Origin of the sequence: Bradyrhizobium sp. CCBAU 11361 (genome assembly GCF_028128935.1) — a bacterium.
Lineage (GTDB): Bacteria > Pseudomonadota > Alphaproteobacteria > Rhizobiales > Xanthobacteraceae > Bradyrhizobium > Bradyrhizobium niftali.
Genome location: NZ_LBJZ01000193.1, coordinates 170,199 through 191,013, shown reverse-complemented (window position 1 = coordinate 191,013; position 20,815 = coordinate 170,199). Strand labels below are relative to the sequence as shown.

Below are 20,815 nucleotides of genomic sequence, written 5' to 3'. Positions count from 1 at the left end.
AAAATGAGGGATGGAGGCAACATGAAACGGAAACTTGGCTATTTGGCGCTGCCGCTGCTGATGGCGGCCGCGCTCACCACGGAGGCGCGCGCGGACGGCGAGACCATCGCCGTCTTCACCAAAAACCAGACCAACCCGTTCTTCCAGACGGTGCGGGTCGGCGCCGACAACATGGCGAAGGCGCTGAACGCGAAGACGCTCCAGTACATTCCGACCAAGCCGGACTCGATCCCCGAGCAGCTCAGCCAGATCGAGGACGTCGTGGTGAAGAAGCCGAGCGCCATCGTCTTCACGCCGGTCGACTACAAGGCGATGGTGCCGGGGGTCGAGAAGATCAACGAAGCCAAGATCCCCGTCGTCAACATCACCGACCGCTCCGCCGGCGGCAAGTTCCTCTCCTTCGTCGGCGCCGACGATTACAGCCTCGGGCTGGAAACCGCGCGTTTCCTGCTCAAGACGCTGGGCGGCAAGGGCAACATCGTCATCATCGAGGGCGTCAAGGGCTCGCTGACCAATGTCGACCGCGTCCGCGGCTTCAACGACGCGCTGAAGGAGAACGCCGGCGCCAAGCTGCTGGCCTCGCAGCCCGGCAACTACCAGCGGCTCCAGGCGCTCCAGGTGATGGAGAATCTGATGCAGTCGAATTCGCAGATCGACGGCGTGCTCGCCGCCAACGACGCCATGGCGGTCGGTGCGATCGAGGCGCTCGACGGCGCCAACCGCAAGGCGCAGGTGATCGGCATCAACGGCACCAAGGAGGCGATCGACGCGATCAAGTCCGGCAAGCTGCTCGCGAGCGGCGACTACAACGGATTTGCGCAAGGCTGCCTCGGCACCATGATGGCGATCCGCTCCTTGCGCAACCAGCCTGTCATCAGCGAGATCGTGCTGAAGCCGACCGTCATCACCAAGGACAATTACCAGCCGTTCGACGTGCCGCTGGAGCAGCGGACCTGCCCGACCTTCGAGGACGCCAGCAAGCTCGGCGCCAAGTAGATCAACCGATCCCGACAAGCACGGACGGCCGCCATCGCGGCCGTCCCAAGAACCGAAGCAAGAGAACGGAGACCACCATGCTGTTCGCCATTCACGCCATCGACCGCGCCGGAGCGCTGCCGACCAGGCTCGCCAATTACGACGCCCACAAGGCTTTTCTCAGTGACACCTCGTGTTACGGCGTCAAGATCGTGATGTCGGGGCCGCTCGTCTCCGACGACGGCGCGACCATGATCGGCAGCCTGTTCCTGATCGAGGCGTCGGGCCGCAACGAAGTCGAAGCCTTCAACCGCGCCGATCCCTTCGCCGCGGCCGGCATCTGGGACAAGGTCACGATCACGGGCTTTCTGCGCCGCCAGGGTTGAGCGGCCTCGGCATCGGCCGAACCGGCAAGTTCGATTCGAAGTCCTCTCACGCGGCAAGCTTCACCCCGTGGGCAAAATCCCAATACAGCTCTCGTGCCCGCGCATAAAAGCGCCCGGGCCTGAGTTGCCGGTCGTCGATCCGGATCACCGGCGCGACTTTTGCGAAATTGCCGGTCGAAAAGATCTCGTCCGCACTGACGAAATCGGCATAGCGCAGCGTTGCCTCCAACACCGTGATGCCGTCACCACGCAAGAGCTCGATCACGCGCTGCCGCGTGATCCCATTCAGGAAAGTGCCATTCGGCGCCGGCGTAAAGACAACGCCGTCTTTCGCCATGAACACGTTCGAATTGCCGAACTCCGTGACGTTACCGAGCATGTCCAGCATCAGGCAATTCTGGAAGCCGCGCGAGACCGCCTCCCTGAGCGCACGGGAGCTGTTCGGATAAAGACAGGAGGCCTTGACATCGGCCGGCGCGCATTCGGCGGTCGGCCTGCGGAACGGCGACAGTGTAATCGCGCTGCCGACGGGCTCCGGGATCGGCGATTCGTAGATGCAAAGGCACCAGTCCGTCGTTTCCGGATCGAACAGCACACCGCCGCCGATGCCGTTTTGCGGCCAGTACATCGGGCGGATGTAGAGTTCGGCATTGATCGGGAAAAGGGCGATACCTTCGCGCACCAGTCCGAGCCACGTGTCGAGATCGACGACCGGTTTGAGCCCGAAATTGACTGCAGATTGATTGACGCGGGCGCAATGACGATCGAGGTCGGGCATGACGCCTTCGAAAGCGCGCGCACCATCGAAGATGGTCGAGGCGAGCCAGAGCCCATGGGTGCGCGGCCCCATGATCGGCACGTTGCCCTCGTGCCACTGGCCGCGGAAGAATGTCCATGTCCTCGAATGGCTGACGGACTTGGTATCGGGAACCATGACGAACCTCCGTTCCGGGACGACTGAGTTATGGTCCGTAGATCACCAGCTCGGATTCCGACAGATCGGCAAGCCGGGGGCAATGCGGGCCCTTGAAGTATTTGCGGCCGACCGGCCTGTAGATGCCGACGAGGCCAGCCACAGGGCCATTGGCGTCGAACGCAATCGATATCCGGCCGTGCCGCAGCAGGAAGCGACCGATGGCGCCGGCGCACACGACATAATCGGCCACATCGGGGCAATAGATCATCTGCATCGCCGGCAGCCTGATGCCACCGGCGCGCATCTGCTGCAGGACGAACGGAAAGGCGCGGCCATCGGCGGCGCGGCACACCAGGCAGAAACAGCCGTAGGCTGCGTGACGCGCCAGCAGCGCAACGTCGGCCTCGGACAAGCCGTCGATCGCCTGCGTGTCCTGCCGGAAGATCTCCACGCGCATGGCCTTGACCGGATGCGACAGCGCCGGAAGGGAGAAGAACAAGCCGCCGCAATAGCGCTGGAATCCCTGCGCTTCGATGGTTTGCCAAGTCCATTCCGCCGGACTGCTATTGACGTAGGTCACGTCCTTGTGGCGCTGCGCGACCTTGGTCAGCATCGGTGCGTAGCTGCGAAAGGCGGGTTCCACATACCAGCTGGAAAGATTGCAGCGGATGGAGGTGCTTCCACCGTCGTTCCTTGCGGTGTGGATCAACAGCAGAGCACCGACGGGCGCCCGGTCGTGCTCGAGCATGTAGCCGAAGCGCGGGAAGCTGTCGGGCGTCTCGCGCACGGACAGGCGCCGGAGTCCGTCGATCCAGTAGTCGCGCGAACGGATCGGAAAGCCGCGTGTCAGAAGATCGGCGATGGCATCAAGATCGGCTATTCCTATCTCACGGCATCGGATCATGGTCCGAACTCTCACTCGTAGTATCCGAGCCGCCTCTTGCTGGCCGGGTTTGACGAGCGCGCCAGACGAGCGGATCGAGCGGCAACCAACTTGCGTCCGTGGCGATGCGCCGGAATTCCGGCGGCAGACAGGGCCGCTTCTCGGGCTCCCAGCGGCTTTGAGCGTCCGGCGCGCTGCGACACCATGTACAGCAACCAGTTGCGGTATATGCGCTGGGCCGGCAGACGCCAGACATTGCGCAGGTCCTTCGTCAGCCGATCGACCGGAAACTCGGCAAAAAGCTCCGGGTTTCTGTCGGAAAGGGCTTTCTGCCGGAAAGCGATCATCATCTCTTCCGCGCCCTCGTTCAGATAGCCCGTCGGTATCGTCGGACAGACCTCGTTCTCTCCCCGGAGGAAGCGACCCATATCCCTGCGATATTCACCCAGCAGGCTCTGGGTTTCGTACTCAGGGTGCCCCTGGAAATGGACGAAGAGGCTGCTCTTCTGCTGCTTGACGAAGCAATCGACGCCAGCATCCGCCGACCAGGTGAGAACCGAATATCCGCAGTCCGAGAGATCCTCCTCCTGCACTTCGTTCCACCGGGCGTGCGGAATTCGGAAGGTCCTCGGCACATCTTGCATCAAGGGATGATGTCTCGTCTTCGTTTGGGCGAAGACACCGAAGCATTTGGTGGGGAGCTTGTGGCGCGTAACGCCGTCCAGGTGCAGGACGACCCCGTGGACGGCCAGACAGGAAAACACCGACGACACCGTATTGTCCCTGGCCCAGTCGGCGATCTCGGCGAAGGTGGTCCAGTATGGCTCTTCCGTCAGACTGGCGGCTCTGGGTTCGGCGCCGGTGACGATCACTCCATCCAGTTGTCTGTTCAGCAGATCGTCGATGCTGCGGTAGTATCGACGAACGTAATCGCGCCCCCATTCCGAACGGGGGGTCGCCTCCATCGTATAGAAATGCAGCCTGACGCAAAGTCGTCCGGAAGCCGCAGCCAGCAGGTCGAACAGCTGGCGCTCGGTCGACATCAAGGCGGCATCCGACATGTTGTTGATGAGCCCGATGTCGAGGCACTCCGCCCGGTTCCCCGACGACGCCGTCGCGTGGGCGCCTGTGCCCGGTGCTCGCGATAAGAGGTGGTGCTCGTGCGAATCTACGTCGATCAAGACAGTCATGCGAGTGCCTTCATGCTTGACGAAACGTCAACGGCGCAAAGGGCCTGATCGAGATCCGCGACGATGTCGTCGATGTGCTCAATTCCGACGCTCAGCCTGATCATCTCGGGCCGCACGCCGGCTCTGTCCTGTTCTCCGGGAGACATTTGCCGGTGCGTTGTCGATGCGGGGTGGCAGGCCAGCGTTTTCGCGTCGCCAATATTGACCAGCCGCTTGCAGAGCTTCAGCGCGTCGTAGAACCGCTTGCCCGCCTCGAAGCCTCCGGCCACGCCAAACGTCAGCAGCGAACACGCCTGACCACCCAGATACTTCTGCGTCAGCACGAAATAGGGGCTGTCGTGAAAGCCGGCATAATTCACCCACTCGACACGGCGGTCATTGCGCAGGAACTGCGCGACCTTTGCCCCATTCTCGACGTGCCGCTCGATCCGGAGCGCGACGGTCTCGATGCCCTGGAGCAGCAGGAAGGCGTTCATCGGCGCCAGGACGGCGCCGGTGGTCCTCTGAGAGACGGCGCGGCAACGCGCAATGTAGGCGGCGGCGCCGTAGCGCTCGGTAAAGACCAGTCCGTGGTAGGACTGCTCCGGCTCGTTCATCATCGGGAAGCGCCGGCGATGCTCCGCCCACGGGAACCTGCCGCCGTCGACGATGATTCCACCGAGCGTCGTGCCATGCCCGCCCATGAATTTCGTCAGCGACTCCACGACGATGTCTGCGCCGTATTCGATCGGCCTGAGCAGGATCGGTGTCGGCACCGTGTTGTCGACGATGAGCGGGACGCCGTGCCTGTGCGCGGCATCGGCCATCGCCTGGATGTCGCAGACGTTTCCGGCCGGATTCCCGACGCTCTCGCAGAACACCGCTCGCGTATCGTCGTCGATCAGCCTTTCGACGCTTTCCGGCCGGTCGTCTTCCGAGAAACGGACCGCAATGCCCTGCCTCGGCAGGATGTGCGCGAACAGCGTATGCGTGGTGCCATAGAGCTGCGGAACCGAGACGATGTTGGAGCCCATCTCCGCGATGTTCACGACCGCATAATTCACCGCGGCCTGACCACAGGCCACGCTGAGTGCCTCGATGCCTCCTTCCAGGGCGGCGACGCGCTTCTCCAGCACCGCGTTGGTCGGATTGCCGATCCGGGTGTAGCGGAAGCCGTCCACTTCAAGGTTGAAGAGCGCGGCTCCATGGTCGGCGCTGTCGAATGCATAGGAGGCCGTCTGGTAGATCGGCACGGCAACGGCTTTCGTTGCCGGATCACTTTCGAAGCCGCCGTGAATGGCGAGAGTCTCTCTCCTCATGGAGGCGCCCCCTTCTGCTCTTCGAGCCCGGGCTAGCTCCCGACTTCCTTGGCGCATCGGTACTCCTCGACTGTTGACGCTGCCCCGCGGTCGGTCTGCCCCAGGCCAAGCAGGTCCCGTACTGCGATCGGCCACTGAGCGACGTCTTTGCCGTGGGTATGGAACATGGCGACGGCGAGACGGTCCATTCCGAAGGCGACGCATGCAGTGTGGGCCGGCTCGCCGGCCGCATCGACGATGCCCCAGGTCGTGCCGAAATGATCCCGGTGGTAGTTGAAGCTCATGCAGGCGGTCGGTTGCTCCTCGGAGCGCAGTGGCACCAGCAGTTCGAACTTCAGCGACAGCTGCTTTTGGCTCACCGCCATCATCTGCCCGACCCGGCCGAAGAACGGGTCGTTGGCATGGTCGACCCTGAAGGTCAGGCCGAGATCCCGGGCGATCTTCTGCGCGCGTATCATCCAACGGTCCCGGAACACCGAGACGTGATCGGCGCTGCCGATGCAGACGAATTCGCGCATCCTGAAGGACTGCAGCCGGTCGAGATGGCGCGAGGGTTCACGACGGAAACAGTCGGCGGCGACGTCGAAGCTCCAGCCGGCTGCCGGCACGGGCCCTCGGCTCGCCGCGATCGGATAGACCGGATAGCAGGCTGCCGGCGACAGCACGAGATCGGCCGGTGATAGCGATTCGGTCCAGTCGCCGCCGGCATCGAAGCGGCTGATCGCCGCGTGGATCTCGCTTTCTATGCCGTGCAGGCCACAGACGCAGCCGAGAAGATTGGGAAAGCTCTTCAGATAGCCCGACCTCTCGAGCTGCGCGCGATTCATGACGGGCGGGAAGCGCATCACCTCGGTGTCCGGCTCGCGATTCCGCGAGATCAGCGCCGCAATTCGCTCCACAACGTCTTCGTAGAGAGCGGTGCGGGCATAGACGCCGGGAGAGCCCATCTCGTGGAACAGCGCATCTGCAAGATGATCCAACGGATCGGCTGGAGGGGGAGTGGAGTCCGCAGGTGCTTCGACAATGACCACGTTCATCAGGCCGTTTCCTTTTCAGAAGAAGATCAATCGCACAAAGAGTCCGGAACCGTGCTCATCAGCGTGGCGGTCCCCATGCTGGCGAGGATGCGATCGTTGTTGATCATGATCGGAGCGGAAAGCACGTCACGCAGGTGGCGGCCGATACTTACGTCGGTGTCGTTGCGGTATCCGGACAGGCCGCAGGCGCGCATCGCGTGCATGACGGTCGCAACCGCGAGCTCAGAGGCCTCCACCTTGAGGAGATTGATCGAGGACTGGAAGTCGACGGACGAGAGCGCGCGCACGTCCCGTTCGCGGACTTCGAAGAACTGGAGATTCGCGGCGATGACGGCGCGCAATTTCGTCAGGCTCATTTTGGCGGCGGTGAAGTGCGCCGCGCCGGGAGGCATGTTGCCCCCCGATCCGCGGGCGGCCTTGCGGATGAAGATCTGCGCCCGGTCCACCGCCGCAGCCGCGATCCCCGCCCAGACCGAGGACCAGCACAGATGGGCGACGGGCGTCATCGTCTGCGCATGGATCTTTTCGTATGGCACGGGGAATATCTGCTCCGCAGCGCCCCTGAAATTCAGCTTGAAACCGGCGCTGCAGGTCCCGCGCATGCCGAGCGTCTCCCAGGCGAGCGTGGGCTCCAGCGTATAGTCGTCACGGGTGATGGCCAGCAGCACCTGATCGGATCCGGCGGCCTCGTCCGAGCGGCGCGCGATGGTGATGATGCCGTCCGCCTCGGCGCCGTACGAAATCACCGTCGCATCGCGCACCAGCGAAATCTCGGTGCCTGCGCTCTCCACTGCGGCCGAACTGAAGCGTATGTTTCCGCCGTTCTGGCCTTCCGTGGTCGACGATGCCAGCAGCATCTGCTCGGCAGCCACGCGGCGCATGAGACTTTCGTGCCAGCCACTGCCCGCGCCGTGGCGAACCAGGCACGCGACCTTGGTCTGATGCATCGCGAAGATCATCCCGACCGAAGCGCAGGAGCGGCCGAGCGCGTAACACATATCGGCCACCTCGGAGATAGACGCAGCGTCTCCGCCGAACTCGACCGGAATCTGGGCGCCCAGAAGTCTCTCCTTGCGCGCCGCGTCGATCGCCTTCCGCGGGAAGCGCGCCTCGCGATCGACCGCCTCAGCCTCCGCCGCAGCGACCTGCGCGACATTTGCCGTTCGCTGCTGGAACGAGGGGCCTTCGGGAGAGAATGCTACTCGGCCAATTTCCGTGGCGACGTTGCGGAACTGAACTTCCTGCACAGTCATGGGCCAGAGCCTCCCGTTTCATGGTGGTCATGATTGGTCGATGCGAGCCAGATCGAGATGGATTCCGCTCCAAATCGACAACTAGCCCACTTCCGCTGGCGCGTCGTTGGCGCAGAAGTGGGTATCAGGAAGCTGTGACTCCCGGGCGAGGTACCTCCGAAGCAGAGCTGTTGGCCGAGAGAACAGTTGGGTATCGTCGCCCCGAATGTGATCACGCCTGGCCACGGCGGGAGACCGGCTGAGATGCACAACATTGCGATCAACGTTCAGAACCGTGTTCTATCGGTCGTCAGGAGCGTCCTGCAGCAGAACGCGATCACCGCCGATGTCCACCCGGAGTCGCGACTCGTGGATATCGGGCTCAGCTCGATGGGCATGGTCGAGTTGATGCTCAAGGTCGAAGCCGAGTTCGATCTCATCCTTCCCCAGTTCGAGATCACCCCCGAAAACTTCCGATCGGTAAAGGCAATGGAGCGGATGATCCTCAACCAGCTGGGATCCGGGTCGGGATGAAGCCAGTTGAACAGAGGTTCGGCTTCGACAACCAAGCGAGCAGCATCGAACCGGCGCGCGCGCACGTCGAGCCAGCTCCGCCGCATGATCACGTCCCGAAGAAAGCCGCGATCCAGCGGGCGACCAGCCGCGACGCTCCGCGGCGCAGACGGTCCGCCGCCAAGACCTGGCTGCAAGCCATCGCATTAACCGCACGGCTCGAAGCCCAGCCGCATCGGTTGTTCGCCGACATCGTGGAGGATTGGGCACAGCGCCAGCCCGGGCGGCCCGCCTTGCTCTCGGATGGCCAATCCCTCACCTATGGCGAACTAGCTGCCCGGATCAACCGGTATGCACGCTGGGCGCGGGACCTCGGCCTCCATGCCGGAGGCACCGTCTGCGTGCTGATGCCGAACCGGCCGGACTACCTCGCCTGCTGGCTCGGCATCAGCAGCGTCGGCGGGACGGCGGCACTGATCAACACCAGGCTGGTCGGCCAGTCGCTCGCCCACTGTATCGACGTCGCCCATGCCGATCACCTCATCCTCGCTGCCGAATGCGTGGATGCGTTCGAGAGCTCGCGTCCGCACCTGCACCGCGTGCCGCAATGTTGGAGCCTCGACACCGGCGATCCAAGTGGCGATCTGGATGCGGCGCTCGCCGCCTTCGACCCACGCCCGCTATCCTCCGCCGAACGCGGCGACGTCACGATCGACCGACGTGCGCTGCTCATCTACACCTCGGGCACAACGGGCCTACCGAAGGCGGCGAACGTCAGTCATCGCCGCATTCTCGCCTGGGGCGGATGGTTTGCCGGACTGACGGACGCGTCCATCGACGATCGTCTCTACGATTGCCTGCCGCTCCATCACTCCGTGGGCGGCGTCGCCGCTCCCTGCAGCATGCTCTGCGCGGGCGGTTCGGTCGCGATTGCGGAGAAGTTTTCCGTTGGCAGCTTCTGGGACGACATCGAGCGTTTCGACTGCACCGTCTTCCAGTATATTGGCGAGCTCTGCCGCTATTTGCTGAAGGCGCCAGCGTCTGAACAAGAGGCGCGACACCGGCTCCGGCTGGCCGTCGGCAACGGATTGCGCGGCGACATCTGGGAGATGTTCGCCGACCGGTTCGCGATTCCGCAGATCCTCGAATTCTATGCCGCAACCGAAGGCAATTTCTCGCTGTTCAATGTCGATGGAAAACCGGGCGCGATCGGCCGGATCCCGCCGGTTCTGGCGCATCGCTTTCCCGCCTCGATCGTCAAGGTCGATGCCGACAGCGGCAGCCCGGTCCGGAGCGCCGCAGGGCTCTGCATCGCCTGCGCACCTGGCGAGATCGGCGAGGCTGTCGGACGTATCGGCGGTGGCGATCGCGACGGCCGGCCTTTCGAGGGCTACACGGATCCCGAGGCGACAAGGAAGAAGGTTCTGCACGACGTCTTCGCTGTGGGCGATGCCTGGTTTCGCACCGGCGATCTGATGTTGCGCGACGAGCAGGGGTACTTTCACTTCATCGACCGCGTCGGCGACACCTTCCGCTGGAAGGGCGAGAACGTCGCGACCAGCGAAGTGAACGACGCAATCAGGGACTGCACCGGCGTTCTCGACGCCTCGACCTATGGAGTTGCGGTGTCCGGGGTCGATGGCCGCGCCGGCATGGCGGCGTTGGTGGCGGGCCGAGATTTCGATTTCGGGATATTCAGAGAACACCTTTCGTATCGGCTGCCGCGCTATGCAGTTCCAGTCTTCGTCAGGTTGTGCCGGACGCTCGAGACGACCGACACCTTCAAGCAGCAGAAGCAGCGGCTGATCCGCGAGGGATTCGATCCTTCGGTGGTGGACGATCCGCTGTTCATGCGTGATCCGGCGACCGGTGACTATCGTTCGATCGACCGGGCCGTCTACACGCGCATCGTAAAGGGCGAAATCAGGCTCTAACACTGGCTCGGAAAGCCGAAATGTGAGGTGTATCATGTCGGTCAAATCGAAGATCTTCTCCGCGATGAAGCAGATCGCCGAAGAACAGAAAGTCACGCTTCCGCCGCTTGAGGACGATCTGTCGCTGAACGAAACCGGGTTCGATTCGCTGGCATTCGCCATCCTGGTTGCGCGGCTGGAGGACGAGCTTGGCATCGATCCCTTCACTGTCGCCGAGGACGCGGCCTTCCCGTCTACCCTCGGTGAGTTTGTCAGAGCCTACGAGAATGTTCCCGCCTGACATCATCGCGCTCCGCCAATATCTCGGCGCGGGGCCGAAGGACCGCACGATTTCCGATGCCCGGCACAGCGTATCGCTGACCGACATGATCCAGCACAGCTGCCTGGCTGGCGGACCGTCCGAGCTGTCCGGCCGCTCGGTGCTGCTTGCGACGTCGGGACAGCTGCTGTCCGCGCTAGCCATGATCGAGCTCGACGGCATTGCCCGTCGCATGCTCCTATGCCCGCCCGACCTGGATTGGGATCGCCTGCAGGTCCTGCTCGAGCAGGCCGATATCGACACCATCGTCACCGATCGGCCTCTGCACCGAAGCAGCGCTGGCAAGTACGTCGTTATCGGCGTCGACCTGCCCGAACGGAGGGCCACGGGATCGGAGGTTGACCGCACGACCGAGTGGCTGATGCTGACCTCGGGGACGTCAGGACTGCCGAAGATCGTCCGACATACGCTTGATTGGCTCGCTGGCGCGATTATCGCCGAGGGGCCCGCGCGCCACCGGAACGCAACCTGGGCGACGTTCTACGACATTCGCCGCTATGGCGGCCTGCAGATTTTCCTGCGGGCCGTGATCGGCGGCGGATCGATGGTGCTTTCGGAGCCCGGCGAAGCCATTGCCGCCCATGTGGCGCGGCTGCGCGCGGGCGGGGTTACCCACATCTCAGGGACGCCATCGCACTGGCGCAAGCTCCTGATGAGCGGCGCGTCCGCCAATTTCGCGCCGGACTATGTCCGCCTGTCCGGCGAAATCGCCGACCAGGCGGTGCTGGACGGCCTGGCCAGAGCATTTCCGCATGCGTCAATCGGGCACGCCTATGCCTCGACCGAGGCGGGCGTCGGTTTCAGCGTGGACGACGGGCGCGAGGGTTTTCCTGCCCACCTGATCGGGCAGAGTCACGCCGGCGTCGAGATGAAGGTGGTCGACGGCTCACTGCGGATCCGTTCCCGGCGTACCGCGCGCGCCTATGTCGGCGCCGACGCTCCGCAGCTCGCTGACACCGAGGGCTTCGTCGATACCGGCGACATGGTCGAACTGCGCGGCGAACGATACCACTTCGTCGGCCGGCGAGGCGGCATTATCAACATCGGCGGGCTGAAGGTGCATCCGGAGGAGGTGGAAGCCGTGATCAACCGGCACGCGTCCGTCCAGATGTCGCGCGCGCGGTCGCGCAGGAGTCCCATCACCGGCGCCATTGTGGTCGCCGACGTCATCCTCACCAACGGCACCAATGCGGAGCGCCACGAGAGGATTCGCACGGAGATTCTCGGTCAGTGCAAAGATTGCCTGGCTGCATGGAAGGTGCCTGCGGTGATCCGCTTCGTCCAGCGACTCGACGTCACCGCGGCGGGAAAGCTGGCACGCGCCGATGCGTAACATCATCGTCACCGGCGGCAGCCGCGGTATAGGTCTTGCCATCGCACGCAGGCTCGCCGCATCCGGCGAGTACAATGTGATCGCCGTCGCGCGCCGCGAGAGCGAGGAGCTTGCAACTGCGGTCCGCGAAGCGCAGCGACGCCTGCATTTCCGCGCTTGCGACCTTGCGGTGACCAATGCGATCCCGGCCTTCGCTAAATCGCTGCGCGACGAATTCGGCGCGATCTACGGCCTCGTCAACAATGCCGGGGTCGGTCCCGACGGACTGCTGGCGACCATGCACAATTCCGATATCGAGGCCTTGATTCGCTTGAACGTATTGTCGCCCATGATCCTGACCAAATACGTGGCGCGCCATATGATGGCCGACGGCGCCGGGCGGATCGTCAACATTTCCTCCATCGTCGCCTCGACCGGCCACAGCGGCTTGTCCGTGTATGCTGCGTCCAAGGCCGCGGTTGCCGGCTTCACCCGCTCGCTGGCCCGGGAAGTTGGCAGGGTCGGCATCACAGTGAACGCGATCGCGCCCGGCTTCATCGAGACGGAATTGACCAGGTCCCTGGACGACGAAGGGCGTCGACGCATCGCTCGCCGCAGCGCATTGCGCCACCTGCCCGAAGCCGACGACGTCGCTTCCGTGGTCGAATATCTTCTCGGCGAAGGCGGCCGAAACATCACCGGCACCGTGGTGACGGTCGACGCCGGTAACACCGCCTGAGCGCCGGGAATCGGGCATCCGCCGTCAAGGGCGACCTCTCCTCTCGGCTCAAAGGTACTCGAAGTCGACCTGGCCTGACATCAGGCTGCACACTTCAATTCGGCGATAGCCCCTTCAGATACTCAAGCATCGTGTTGCAGGCCTTCTCCGCCTCCGCGAAGGTTGAGAACGCCGAACCGCCAATCTTGATCGCGCCGTTACCCCGATAAAGCGGCCGCCACGACGCCACGTAGCCGGCACGTCCGTGAAAGCCGGCACCGGCAGGCGTCTCATGCGTGATCACAAAGGAAAAGCCGTCGCCGGCCGCACTCCAGATTTCCATGTCCTCGACGGCACGGTGAAACAGAAGGGACATCAAGATGCGCCCGCGCACTCGCTTTCAGCTCAACGACAGAGTTCCGGTCCTGACGGCAGGCCGCCAGAAGGGAACGACCCTGACCACTGGGGGGGCAGGAAGGTAGGGCCAGGGCCGTCGCTCCGGATGCGCCGAGATCCAATCGGCACATCTCTGCGATCATGTCTGGAGCCGTTCGTCATAGCCCGCGACTACGTTTTACCTGACAGCGGACAGACTGCGATCGACCCAGAGCCGCAGATGACGAATAAAGTACACTTCCCGCCGGACGCCTTGGCTGCGATTTTGGATCAGGCGCCAAGCCTGAGGGACTACCCCATTAGGCATCCCGGACATCGACCTCGCCAATCAAGCGGCGCTTGAAATCAGGCTTCAGCCCCTAAAGCTACTTGTTCCAGTCGATCGGTTGCGTTGCCGGGGCGCCGCCATGACAGACGCAGCTTCATCGCCGGCCGCCAAAGGAGGCGGATGCTGGGCCGGGTGGTCGCGATCGATAGCGGCCTGGGACTGGCTCAGCAGCCGTCGATGGCACGGAAGGCCGACTGAACCAGGGCCTCCCGGCAGGAAAGCCGGCGTCTGGCGGGCTCACGGGGATCTTTCGGATCGGGTCGCTGCATCCCATAGAGGCCGCTGCCCATTGCAGTGGGAGCGTCGACCGGGAATGGTGGCGCGTGACGAGCCTCTCCTCAGCGCTCCCCACTCGTCGGACTCAATCCTCCGTCTTCTCCCGCGGGGCGGTCGCGCGATCATGTTGCGAGATGGCGAGGGCCGCGAGCACCGTCCGATTGCTGATTTCCAGTTTCTGGAAGATGTTGTGAAGGTGCACCTTGATGGTGCCGTCGGTCGTATTCAACCGGCGCCCGATTTCCTTGTTCGACAATCCTTCGGAGACCAGCCGCATGATCTGACGCTCGCGTTCCGTCAGCGCGGTCAATCCGTTCTCCGAAGGCGTGCCCTGCTCGCGCGACACGATCGAGTCGGATGGGGTCGATGGCAGCACGTTGTGACCATTGGCGATATGCCGCAACGACTGCATCAAAGCCTCGGGATCGGTATTTCTCAGGATGATACTACAGGTCACGGGCGTCGCCGAGAACACCAGTTCGCAATCTTCACTCGCGACGAAAAACACCAAATGCGTCGAACGATTTTCCGAATTGACGGTCGAAAGAATTTTCGCGGCGGCGAGCTCGGGCATTGCTGGATCGACAATCACCATATCGGGCGCCAAGCGCCGGATCGCCTCGATGCAGCTTGCGGCATCGTTACAGGATGCAACGATATTGAAATCGGCCACGGCGCCGAGCACCTTGCTCAGCCCCTCCAAGACCACCGGATGCCGGTCAGCAATGACTACACTGATACGTCGCATTACGCGCTCCTCAGCCAGTCGCCCCCCCAACATAAACGCCGCGCACCTTCTTCTGTTTCACCCACACCATATAGCATACACGCAATGTTGGAATCGCAGCATAGCATACAAGCAATGTTGGAATCGCAGCACAATACTTAGGGTTAATCCACGACGCCCGGATCTGTTCGCTTCCTCCGGTGATCTGACGGGGCGAGCAAGCCCCCCGCGCCTATCCAGTCCGCCTAATGGCGTAATCCTCAACGGTGCACGCCTTCGATATTTCCGCAACGTTCAATATATGCCTCAACGTTAACTCGCTCGCAGAATGCGCTCGCCCAGACATAGCATCTACGAGCGAATACAACCAACAAATCTTTCAATGTTGAATGAACATCCTCACCTAATTCACGCAGAGGCTGCGCCAGAAGGCGGTTTTTTATCCCGCAATTACACGGGTATAGGCAGTCCCGCGTCTATAACCAACGGTATATAGGGCGATCGCGAATTCGCATCTAACATTCATAAAAGCTTAAGCACGATGGATTGCTCGAAATCCACCAACGAGACGAGGCAAGGAACACCAGGCCAGAACGGAGGAACACGATCGAGGTAGCTCAATAGACCTAAAAACCACAAGTCATATCAGTTCAACCGCCCATCGCTGTTGTGTCATTGCGTAGTAGGCTGGAGGGTAAAATGAGGAGGCGGCAGTCTTGCGAGACCGTTCTTATTGGAAAGAACGTTTTGATTAGAGAAGGTATTGCTAAAATCCTGCACGCGGCAAATTTTCACATCCCGGCCTCGGTATCGAGCCCCGAGGAATTGCCGAACTCACTTCAAGCAGAGAAATTGATGTTCCTCATCGTCCATACCGGCGATGGCTTCAATGTTGCGATAGAACAAATCGGATTCGTGAAAGATCGGTACCCGGACGCGCGCATCGCGATCGTGTCCGACAATTATCGGCCAGTCGATCTTGCCTCAGCATTTCGAGCAGGGGCCAACGGATACTTCGTGAACGTCAATTCGTGCGACGCGTTCATCAAATCCGTCGAACTCGTGACGATGGGCGAGACCGTCTTCCCGCCTGCATTCCTGTCATTCGCCCTTGATGCCGGTCGCGATCGCGAGCCGGAAACGGCGGAGCCCGGCGAATGCAGACAAACCATCCTCGCTGCTGCAGACGAAGCGATCTTGCCGCAGCTCTCTCCCCGAGAAAAGGCAATTCTATCCTGCCTTATCGAAGGCGATTCCAACAAGTGCGTTGCCAGGAAGATCAATATCGCCGAGGCGACCGTGAAGGTTCACGTCAAGGCGATCCTGCGCAAGATCAGGGTCCAGAACCGGACACAGGCCGCGATCTGGGGAATGAACCACGGGTCGCTGGTACGGCCGGCAAACGATCGCGCCCCCTCAGCCGTCGATGCGGGCAGAGGGATCGCGAAGCCCATCGAGGTGATCTCCGAAATGGCGCAGCTCAACGAGCCGGCGCCATTGGTTCCTCACTCCAGTCACGTCGTGGTACCCCGTATCGACAGCCTGCTCCGCAAGGGTGTCGAGTCAGGGGCTCACGCCGCGGTACGGCTCTGCAAGTAGATGCAGGGACTCGCGAACGGCCCCATCGCGGAGTGAAGCTGCGACACTTTCGTCGACTCCGCGACGGCCAGGCGCCCGACAGCAGATTCCCTGCTGCTCTTGCATGCACAGCACTCGAGGTCGTGCGGACACTCTCCTCGGCCTCGGGTTGACGACGCGGACTGCGGGAGCGGGCTTTCTCGCTCCCGCAGTGCCTCCTGCTTGTATCTCGCCAGCGGCGAGAGAAGGTCGCGCTGATGATCCTGCGCGCGCCGGTCTTCATCTCGACGGGAGAGTCACCCCGGCAGTGCCGCCAGGCCCGTTAGATGGGCACGCTAGCGGATTGCTGCTCGAACCTTAGTCCGGCAGCGCCGCGGCTCAACCATCCTGGTTACCTATTTATCGCCTTTCCCAACCAGTGACCTGGAATGTACTGATTCAATCGCAGATGAGCGGCTGGATCGTAGAGTGCCATGGGTTATGCGTTCTTCACCGATTTGCTGGCCTCTACCAGGTTTCCGGTACATTCGGTCGATGTGTCCTCGCCGGCCCGGGCCAAGTGCATTCCGGAAGCGCTACCGCTCGCCACCCTGGATTCCGCTCGATTCATCGGGCAACTGCAAGCTTCAAGTTCAGATGCGCCCCCTGCCCCTCTCTTCCAAGAGGGTGGCATATTGATGCGACTTGATCTGCTGCATCTTCCGCTAACCGACCTTTTCCTTCGTAGGGTATCGCCGCCGCGCCTCAACTATCAGCACTGGTAAAAAAAATGCTGCAGATCAATACGGATAATCGGATAAATCGAGACTATGGGCCGCCACCCGAATTTCGTCCAGGACCGGTCGTGTCGCTGGCAGAAGTGCTGGCCGTGCTGCGATTCACACGACGACATGTACCGATCATATCGCTGACTTGTTGCGCGGCGCTTTGCATTTCTATCCTTTACCTCATCATCGCGGTACCGACGTTCACCGCCAAGGCGCAACTCCTCGTAAACTCGAAGTTGGCCATGGTGGACGCTTCGGCGGTGTCAACGGTCGTGGAAAGTCAGATCGCAATCATAAAGTCCGAGAGCATCGCGACCGCCGTGATCGAGAAGCTCGACCTTGCTCAAGACCCGGAATTTGCGACGGGCCAATTTAGCAGCACGATATCCCGGCTGCTCGGCTGGAGTAAACCGAAGTCGGAAGCCAGCGCCGCGCGCTATGCCCTGGAACCGTTCGAACGCAAACTTTCGGCCAAACGTGTCGGCCCTACGTTTCTTATCGAGGTTACTTTCGAATCCAAGAATCCTGATCGAGCGGCGGAGATCCTAAACGCGCTTGTCGAAAGATATATTACCCATCAAATGGACAATGCCGGCTTGCAAGACGCGAAATGGGTCAAGGATCGACTGAACGAATTGAGCGTTCAAGCATTGGCTGCCCAAAAGGCACTGGAGAATTATCGTAAGGATGGGAACGAGCTTGCGGATTCCGCAGCTACCATCGAAAAACTGACGGCCGCAGCGGAATCAACCAAAAACACCTATGACAGTTTTCGCCACGTGGTGCGTAAGACGGAGGCGACGCAACAACAGACGTCGCCGGTGTTTGAGGCCAGTCTCGTCGCCGGGGCGTTTCCTCCCCTAAAGGCCAGTTGGCCAAGAGCCAGAATCGTGCTCGGAATATCGGCCCTTGGAGGGCTGCTTCTTGGCGTCGCCATCGGAGTGCTGCGTGATCTGTTGGATCGGGGCATCTACGCCAGCGGGCAGGAACCTCGTCTAAGCGCACAAGATGGCGGGATCATCGAGCGACCTGTTCCGGACGCAGTTCGACCAGATCTTCAATCTGAAGCATCGGCAAAGGCAAGAGCAGTGCGCTTCACGGGATCCGGCTGAAGACTGCCATTTTCATTCACCGACCATCGACATCCGCCCGGCCGATCGGTTCTTACGAAGGCGTTAGGTTGACGACGGACACCGGTCAGTGGTCCGCTAGCAAGCCGATTTTGATCTCACCTTCGCGGGACGGGCAACGGCCATAGACGATCGGGATTAGGCGCAATAGCGCGCCACAGACCGAGCGACGTTTCGGCTACCGCCGATTTTGCTGCAACAACACGTCGGCGTTTCCAGCCCGTCAACGTGATCAGAGGCGCAAAACTCTAGCTACCCCTCCCGAGGACGTCGGGGCGCGCCCGGCGACGTGGACTAACTCGAAGCAATCGGCGATCCTACGCATCCGGAGTATGAAGAGATGCGGCGATTGGGGCCGGCGGGTTCGATCCGAACATCATCGATCGGAAGGCACTCGACGCCGCTGTCAACGCATTGTCGGAAAAATGGAACCCACGCCGCGCTGCAGCTCGATCAAGATAGAGGTCAAACGCCAATTAACGGGGCCGCAGACCTACGCTTACATTTACGAACTGCACGTCAACAAGAGCTAGTGTTCCGTCCCGGAAATTCGCTGACAAAGTAGCGCAAGTTTCTGGAGGATGGAGTCGGCGGTAGCGGTCCACACGAAGGGGCGTGAACTTGCGTGGTGGGTACCGATAAAGCGGTCGATTTTTTGCCGAACTCGGCGGTGGAATCGAACGACCGCCTCCGGATTGCGCGTTGCGTGATGAGTGAGACGAAGCGTTCAGCCTGGTTAAGCCAGGAGGCGTAGGTTGGCGTGAAGTGAATGTGCCAACGCGGGCGGCGGGCGAGCCAGGCCCTTACCTTGGGATACTTGTGGGTGGCGTAGTTGTCGACGACGAGATGGATGTCCAGTTGGGCCGGCACATTCGCTTCGATGTGACGCAGGAAGGCGAGGAACTCTTGGTGACGATGGCGGGGATTGCATTGAGCGATGATTGCGCCGTCGAGGACATTGAGGGCCGCGAGCAGGGTGGTCCTGCCATGACGCTGGTAGTCGTGGGTAACGCCTTCGATGTTGCCGAATCCCATAGGAAGCATGGGCTGGGTTCGTTCGAGAGTCTGAATTTGACTCTTCTCATCGACGCAAAGCACCACGGCCTTGTCAGGCGGATTGAGCTAGAGCCCGACCACATCGCACAGCTTCTCGACAAAGAAGGGCGCTGCGTCAGCGCCACAGGGAGCGAGCGCGACCGCGTTATGGCGGTGAGCTGCGTGCGTTCGTCGCCGGAGACCGTCAGCATCGCCTTCGGGCGTTCGGTCCGCATCGGGTATCTCCTTCGATCAAGAGATCAAGATGCCCGAAACCCATGCAATAATTATGTTACTAGCACCTGGCGACGCAGACCGTCACGACGATGGCTGGGCTATGGGAGATCGAGGCCGACACAACGCCTGAACGGCCTCAGCTTGGCGCTTACGCCAAGTGTTACGGCGGCCGCGCTTGGTATCCGGTAACAGCTCGGCGCAATGGGTTGTCTGCAAGCCAATTATTCACGTGGCGCCGGTTGGCTCGCGAGATACCGCAACCGCGCCAAGTTGATCATCATCGCAATGATCGGAAATGAATACATGTTTTCAATTGTTGGAAAGATGTTGCGCCCAGTCGCCATACCAATTCCATAACCAAAGATGCTCGCGAACAGAGCCCAATATAGGTCACTATTCAACCTTCGCCCAACTCGCCAGGCGGTAGCTGTTCCAACGAGAAGAAAAATTAGAAGCGCACCAGTTAAAATCACCCCGCAATCAAGAAAGAATTCGATAATTGCATTATGCGCTACGTTGGCCTGTATCAGGGTTCCTGTATCCCAAAGCTGGCTCGTCCCCATTCCGTAGCGACCAGCGCCAAACAGGAACAGGCCGATATTGCTCGTCCATTCCCTAAGCAGCGGCCCCCAAATGAAATCAACTCGGCCCGTCAGCAAGGCATCGGCCGAGAAGCCGGAACTGCTACCAAGCCCGACCGAGAGAAGAGCGTCCACGGTTGGTCCGATCCACACCAACGATGCGACGCCAGCCGCCGCAACACCAAGAACTAAAATGACAAAGCTGCGCCTCAGGATCAGAAATAGGCAACACGAAGCCGCTACTGTGACAAGCGCGGTTCGTGACCCGAGGAGAAGAACCGCCAGGAGCGAGAGACACAGGGGTGCGATCCAGAGAGCGCCGCGCGTAAGAGCTCGATAGAGCAACAAAGGTACAGTAGAAATGTACATGCTTCCAATCACATTGTAATGGGTTCCAAAATACGCTTGGCACAACTGGGCCATTTCGTCCCGCTCGTTATCAGTCATTCCCGGGTGACCTGAAAGCAGAACGGACGGATTCGTCATGACGACCGCGACGAAAGCGATTGATAGCAATAGTATCGAAAGGCAGATCACCGTCGTGATCCTCTCGAGCTCCTGAAAGGAGCACATACGCTTAAGGGTAAACAGGAAGGATAGAGTGTAAAACGTCGGCACAATGCAAGCCGATAGTACAAAGTCAAAGTAGGACTCTGGAAATGAAACAGGGAAGCGACTATGCAAAAGGGGCGCGTTCGGAATTGATCGAATGAGGGCGATGGCAAAAGTTGCGAAGTAAAGGAGAAAAACTCTGATGGATGTTCGTTCGATTTTGTCGGTCGCGTGTAGGGGCGCAGTGTCGAACATCAGATAAGCCAAGACTACTGCTGATAATAAGTTGAAGAGTTTAAGCCCTTGGATGCCGAACAAATTGTCTGTCATAAATGGTAAGAGCTGGAAGGGCCACATGAAAACGAACAGCAGAAAGAAGAAAGTTCCAGCTTGCGCGCCTGAAACTGGCAACGTGAGATGATAAGGCGCTCGGGCGTTATTGCTCAAAGATGTACTCATCGACCTATTGTGGTTGCTCTACTCTAACGGTCCATT

The 20,815-nt window shown here is 61.1% G+C and carries 19 protein-coding genes and 1 pseudogene; 10 read left to right on the top strand and 10 right to left on the bottom strand.

The features are described 5' to 3' along the window. The first annotated feature begins 21 nt into the window (after positions 1-21). Positions 22-996: a sugar ABC transporter substrate-binding protein gene (locus tag XI08_RS33870; protein WP_271577726.1), complete on the top strand. Its 975-nt coding sequence runs from the start codon at positions 22-24 to the stop codon at positions 994-996. A gap of 77 nt (positions 997-1,073) precedes the next feature. Beyond that, positions 1,074-1,361 (top strand): YciI family protein, encoded by a 288-nt coding sequence (locus XI08_RS33865; protein WP_271577725.1) that lies wholly within the window; start codon positions 1,074-1,076, stop codon positions 1,359-1,361. Positions 1,362-1,407: 46 nt separating this feature from the next. Here the strand turns inward: XI08_RS33865 and XI08_RS33860 are convergent, their stop codons facing one another. From XI08_RS33860 to XI08_RS33835, 6 genes are read right to left on the bottom strand one after another with little or no spacing between them, the layout of a single operon-like run. Further along, a complete protein-coding gene (locus tag XI08_RS33860) occupies positions 1,408-2,295 on the bottom strand; it encodes a branched-chain amino acid aminotransferase (protein ID WP_271577724.1) in 888 nt (295 codons plus the stop codon). Between the two features lie 28 nt (positions 2,296-2,323). Beyond that, positions 2,324-3,181, bottom strand: coding sequence for an acyl-CoA acyltransferase (locus XI08_RS33855; RefSeq protein ID WP_271577723.1), 858 nt, complete (start codon positions 3,179-3,181; stop codon positions 2,324-2,326). Positions 3,182-3,192: 11 nt separating this feature from the next. Next, positions 3,193-4,350: a homoserine O-succinyltransferase MetA gene (metA, locus tag XI08_RS33850; RefSeq protein WP_271577722.1), complete on the bottom strand. Its 1,158-nt coding sequence runs from the start codon at positions 4,348-4,350 to the stop codon at positions 3,193-3,195. After that, entirely contained in the window at positions 4,347-5,648 is a 1,302-nt protein-coding gene (locus tag XI08_RS33845; protein ID WP_271577721.1) for an O-acetylhomoserine aminocarboxypropyltransferase/cysteine synthase family protein, read from the bottom strand. Before XI08_RS33845 ends, metA begins: the two co-directional genes overlap by 4 nt. Before the next feature lie 32 nt (positions 5,649-5,680). Then, a complete protein-coding gene (locus XI08_RS33840) occupies positions 5,681-6,685 on the bottom strand; it encodes an amino acid--[acyl-carrier-protein] ligase (protein ID WP_271577720.1) in 1,005 nt (334 codons plus the stop codon). 26 nt (positions 6,686-6,711) lie between these two features. Next, entirely contained in the window at positions 6,712-7,938 is a 1,227-nt protein-coding gene (locus tag XI08_RS33835; RefSeq protein ID WP_271577719.1) for an acyl-CoA dehydrogenase family protein, read from the bottom strand. A gap of 243 nt (positions 7,939-8,181) precedes the next feature. Between XI08_RS33835 and XI08_RS33830 the strand changes: the two genes are divergently transcribed. From XI08_RS33830 to XI08_RS33810, 5 genes are read left to right on the top strand one after another with little or no spacing between them, the layout of a single operon-like run. Then, positions 8,182-8,451 carry a phosphopantetheine-binding protein gene (locus XI08_RS33830; protein WP_027546415.1) on the top strand — a complete coding sequence of 90 codons (270 nt, stop codon included), beginning with the start codon at positions 8,182-8,184 and terminating at the stop codon, positions 8,449-8,451. Beyond that, positions 8,448-10,364, top strand: coding sequence for a long-chain-acyl-CoA synthetase (locus XI08_RS33825; RefSeq protein WP_271577718.1), 1,917 nt, complete (start codon positions 8,448-8,450; stop codon positions 10,362-10,364). Before XI08_RS33830 ends, XI08_RS33825 begins: the two co-directional genes overlap by 4 nt. A gap of 34 nt (positions 10,365-10,398) precedes the next feature. After that, positions 10,399-10,644: an acyl carrier protein gene (locus XI08_RS33820; protein WP_027546417.1), complete on the top strand. Its 246-nt coding sequence runs from the start codon at positions 10,399-10,401 to the stop codon at positions 10,642-10,644. Further along, complete coding sequence (locus XI08_RS33815) at positions 10,631-12,016, top strand: AMP-binding protein (protein ID WP_271577717.1); 1,386 nt, start codon at positions 10,631-10,633, stop codon at positions 12,014-12,016. The genes XI08_RS33820 and XI08_RS33815 overlap by 14 nt, the downstream gene beginning before the upstream one ends. Further along, a complete protein-coding gene (locus tag XI08_RS33810; protein WP_271577716.1) occupies positions 12,009-12,734 on the top strand; it encodes an SDR family NAD(P)-dependent oxidoreductase in 726 nt (241 codons plus the stop codon). Before XI08_RS33815 ends, XI08_RS33810 begins: the two co-directional genes overlap by 8 nt. Before the next feature lie 94 nt (positions 12,735-12,828). On the opposite strand, the gene XI08_RS33805 is transcribed toward XI08_RS33810, so the two are convergent. Both XI08_RS33805 and XI08_RS33800 read right to left on the bottom strand, forming a co-directional pair. Next, a complete protein-coding gene (locus XI08_RS33805) occupies positions 12,829-13,089 on the bottom strand; it encodes a hypothetical protein (protein ID WP_271577787.1) in 261 nt (86 codons plus the stop codon). Between the two features lie 709 nt (positions 13,090-13,798). Continuing rightward, positions 13,799-14,461 (bottom strand): LuxR C-terminal-related transcriptional regulator, encoded by a 663-nt coding sequence (locus XI08_RS33800; RefSeq protein ID WP_271577715.1) that lies wholly within the window; start codon positions 14,459-14,461, stop codon positions 13,799-13,801. Between the two features lie 678 nt (positions 14,462-15,139). Between XI08_RS33800 and XI08_RS33795 the strand changes: the two genes are divergently transcribed. From XI08_RS33795 to XI08_RS33785, 3 genes are all read left to right on the top strand, one after another. After that, positions 15,140-16,039: a LuxR C-terminal-related transcriptional regulator gene (locus XI08_RS33795; RefSeq protein ID WP_271577714.1), complete on the top strand. Its 900-nt coding sequence runs from the start codon at positions 15,140-15,142 to the stop codon at positions 16,037-16,039. Between the two features lie 452 nt (positions 16,040-16,491). Continuing rightward, on the top strand, positions 16,492-16,782 hold the full coding sequence (locus tag XI08_RS33790; protein WP_271577713.1) for a hypothetical protein: 291 nt from the start codon (positions 16,492-16,494) through the stop codon (positions 16,780-16,782). Positions 16,783-16,787: 5 nt separating this feature from the next. Beyond that, positions 16,788-17,897, top strand: a complete 1,110-nt coding sequence (locus tag XI08_RS33785) for a Wzz/FepE/Etk N-terminal domain-containing protein (RefSeq protein ID WP_271577712.1) — start codon at positions 16,788-16,790, stop codon at positions 17,895-17,897. A 547-nt stretch (positions 17,898-18,444) separates the two neighbouring features. On the opposite strand, the pseudogene XI08_RS33780 reads toward XI08_RS33785, so the two are convergent. Continuing rightward, positions 18,445-19,079: pseudogene (locus XI08_RS33780) on the bottom strand (IS630 family transposase); the annotation flags it as partial. 329 nt (positions 19,080-19,408) lie between these two features. Beyond that, positions 19,409-20,767 carry an O-antigen ligase family protein gene (locus XI08_RS33775; protein ID WP_271577711.1) on the bottom strand — a complete coding sequence of 453 codons (1,359 nt, stop codon included), beginning with the start codon at positions 20,765-20,767 and terminating at the stop codon, positions 19,409-19,411. Positions 20,768-20,815 lie beyond the last annotated feature (48 nt).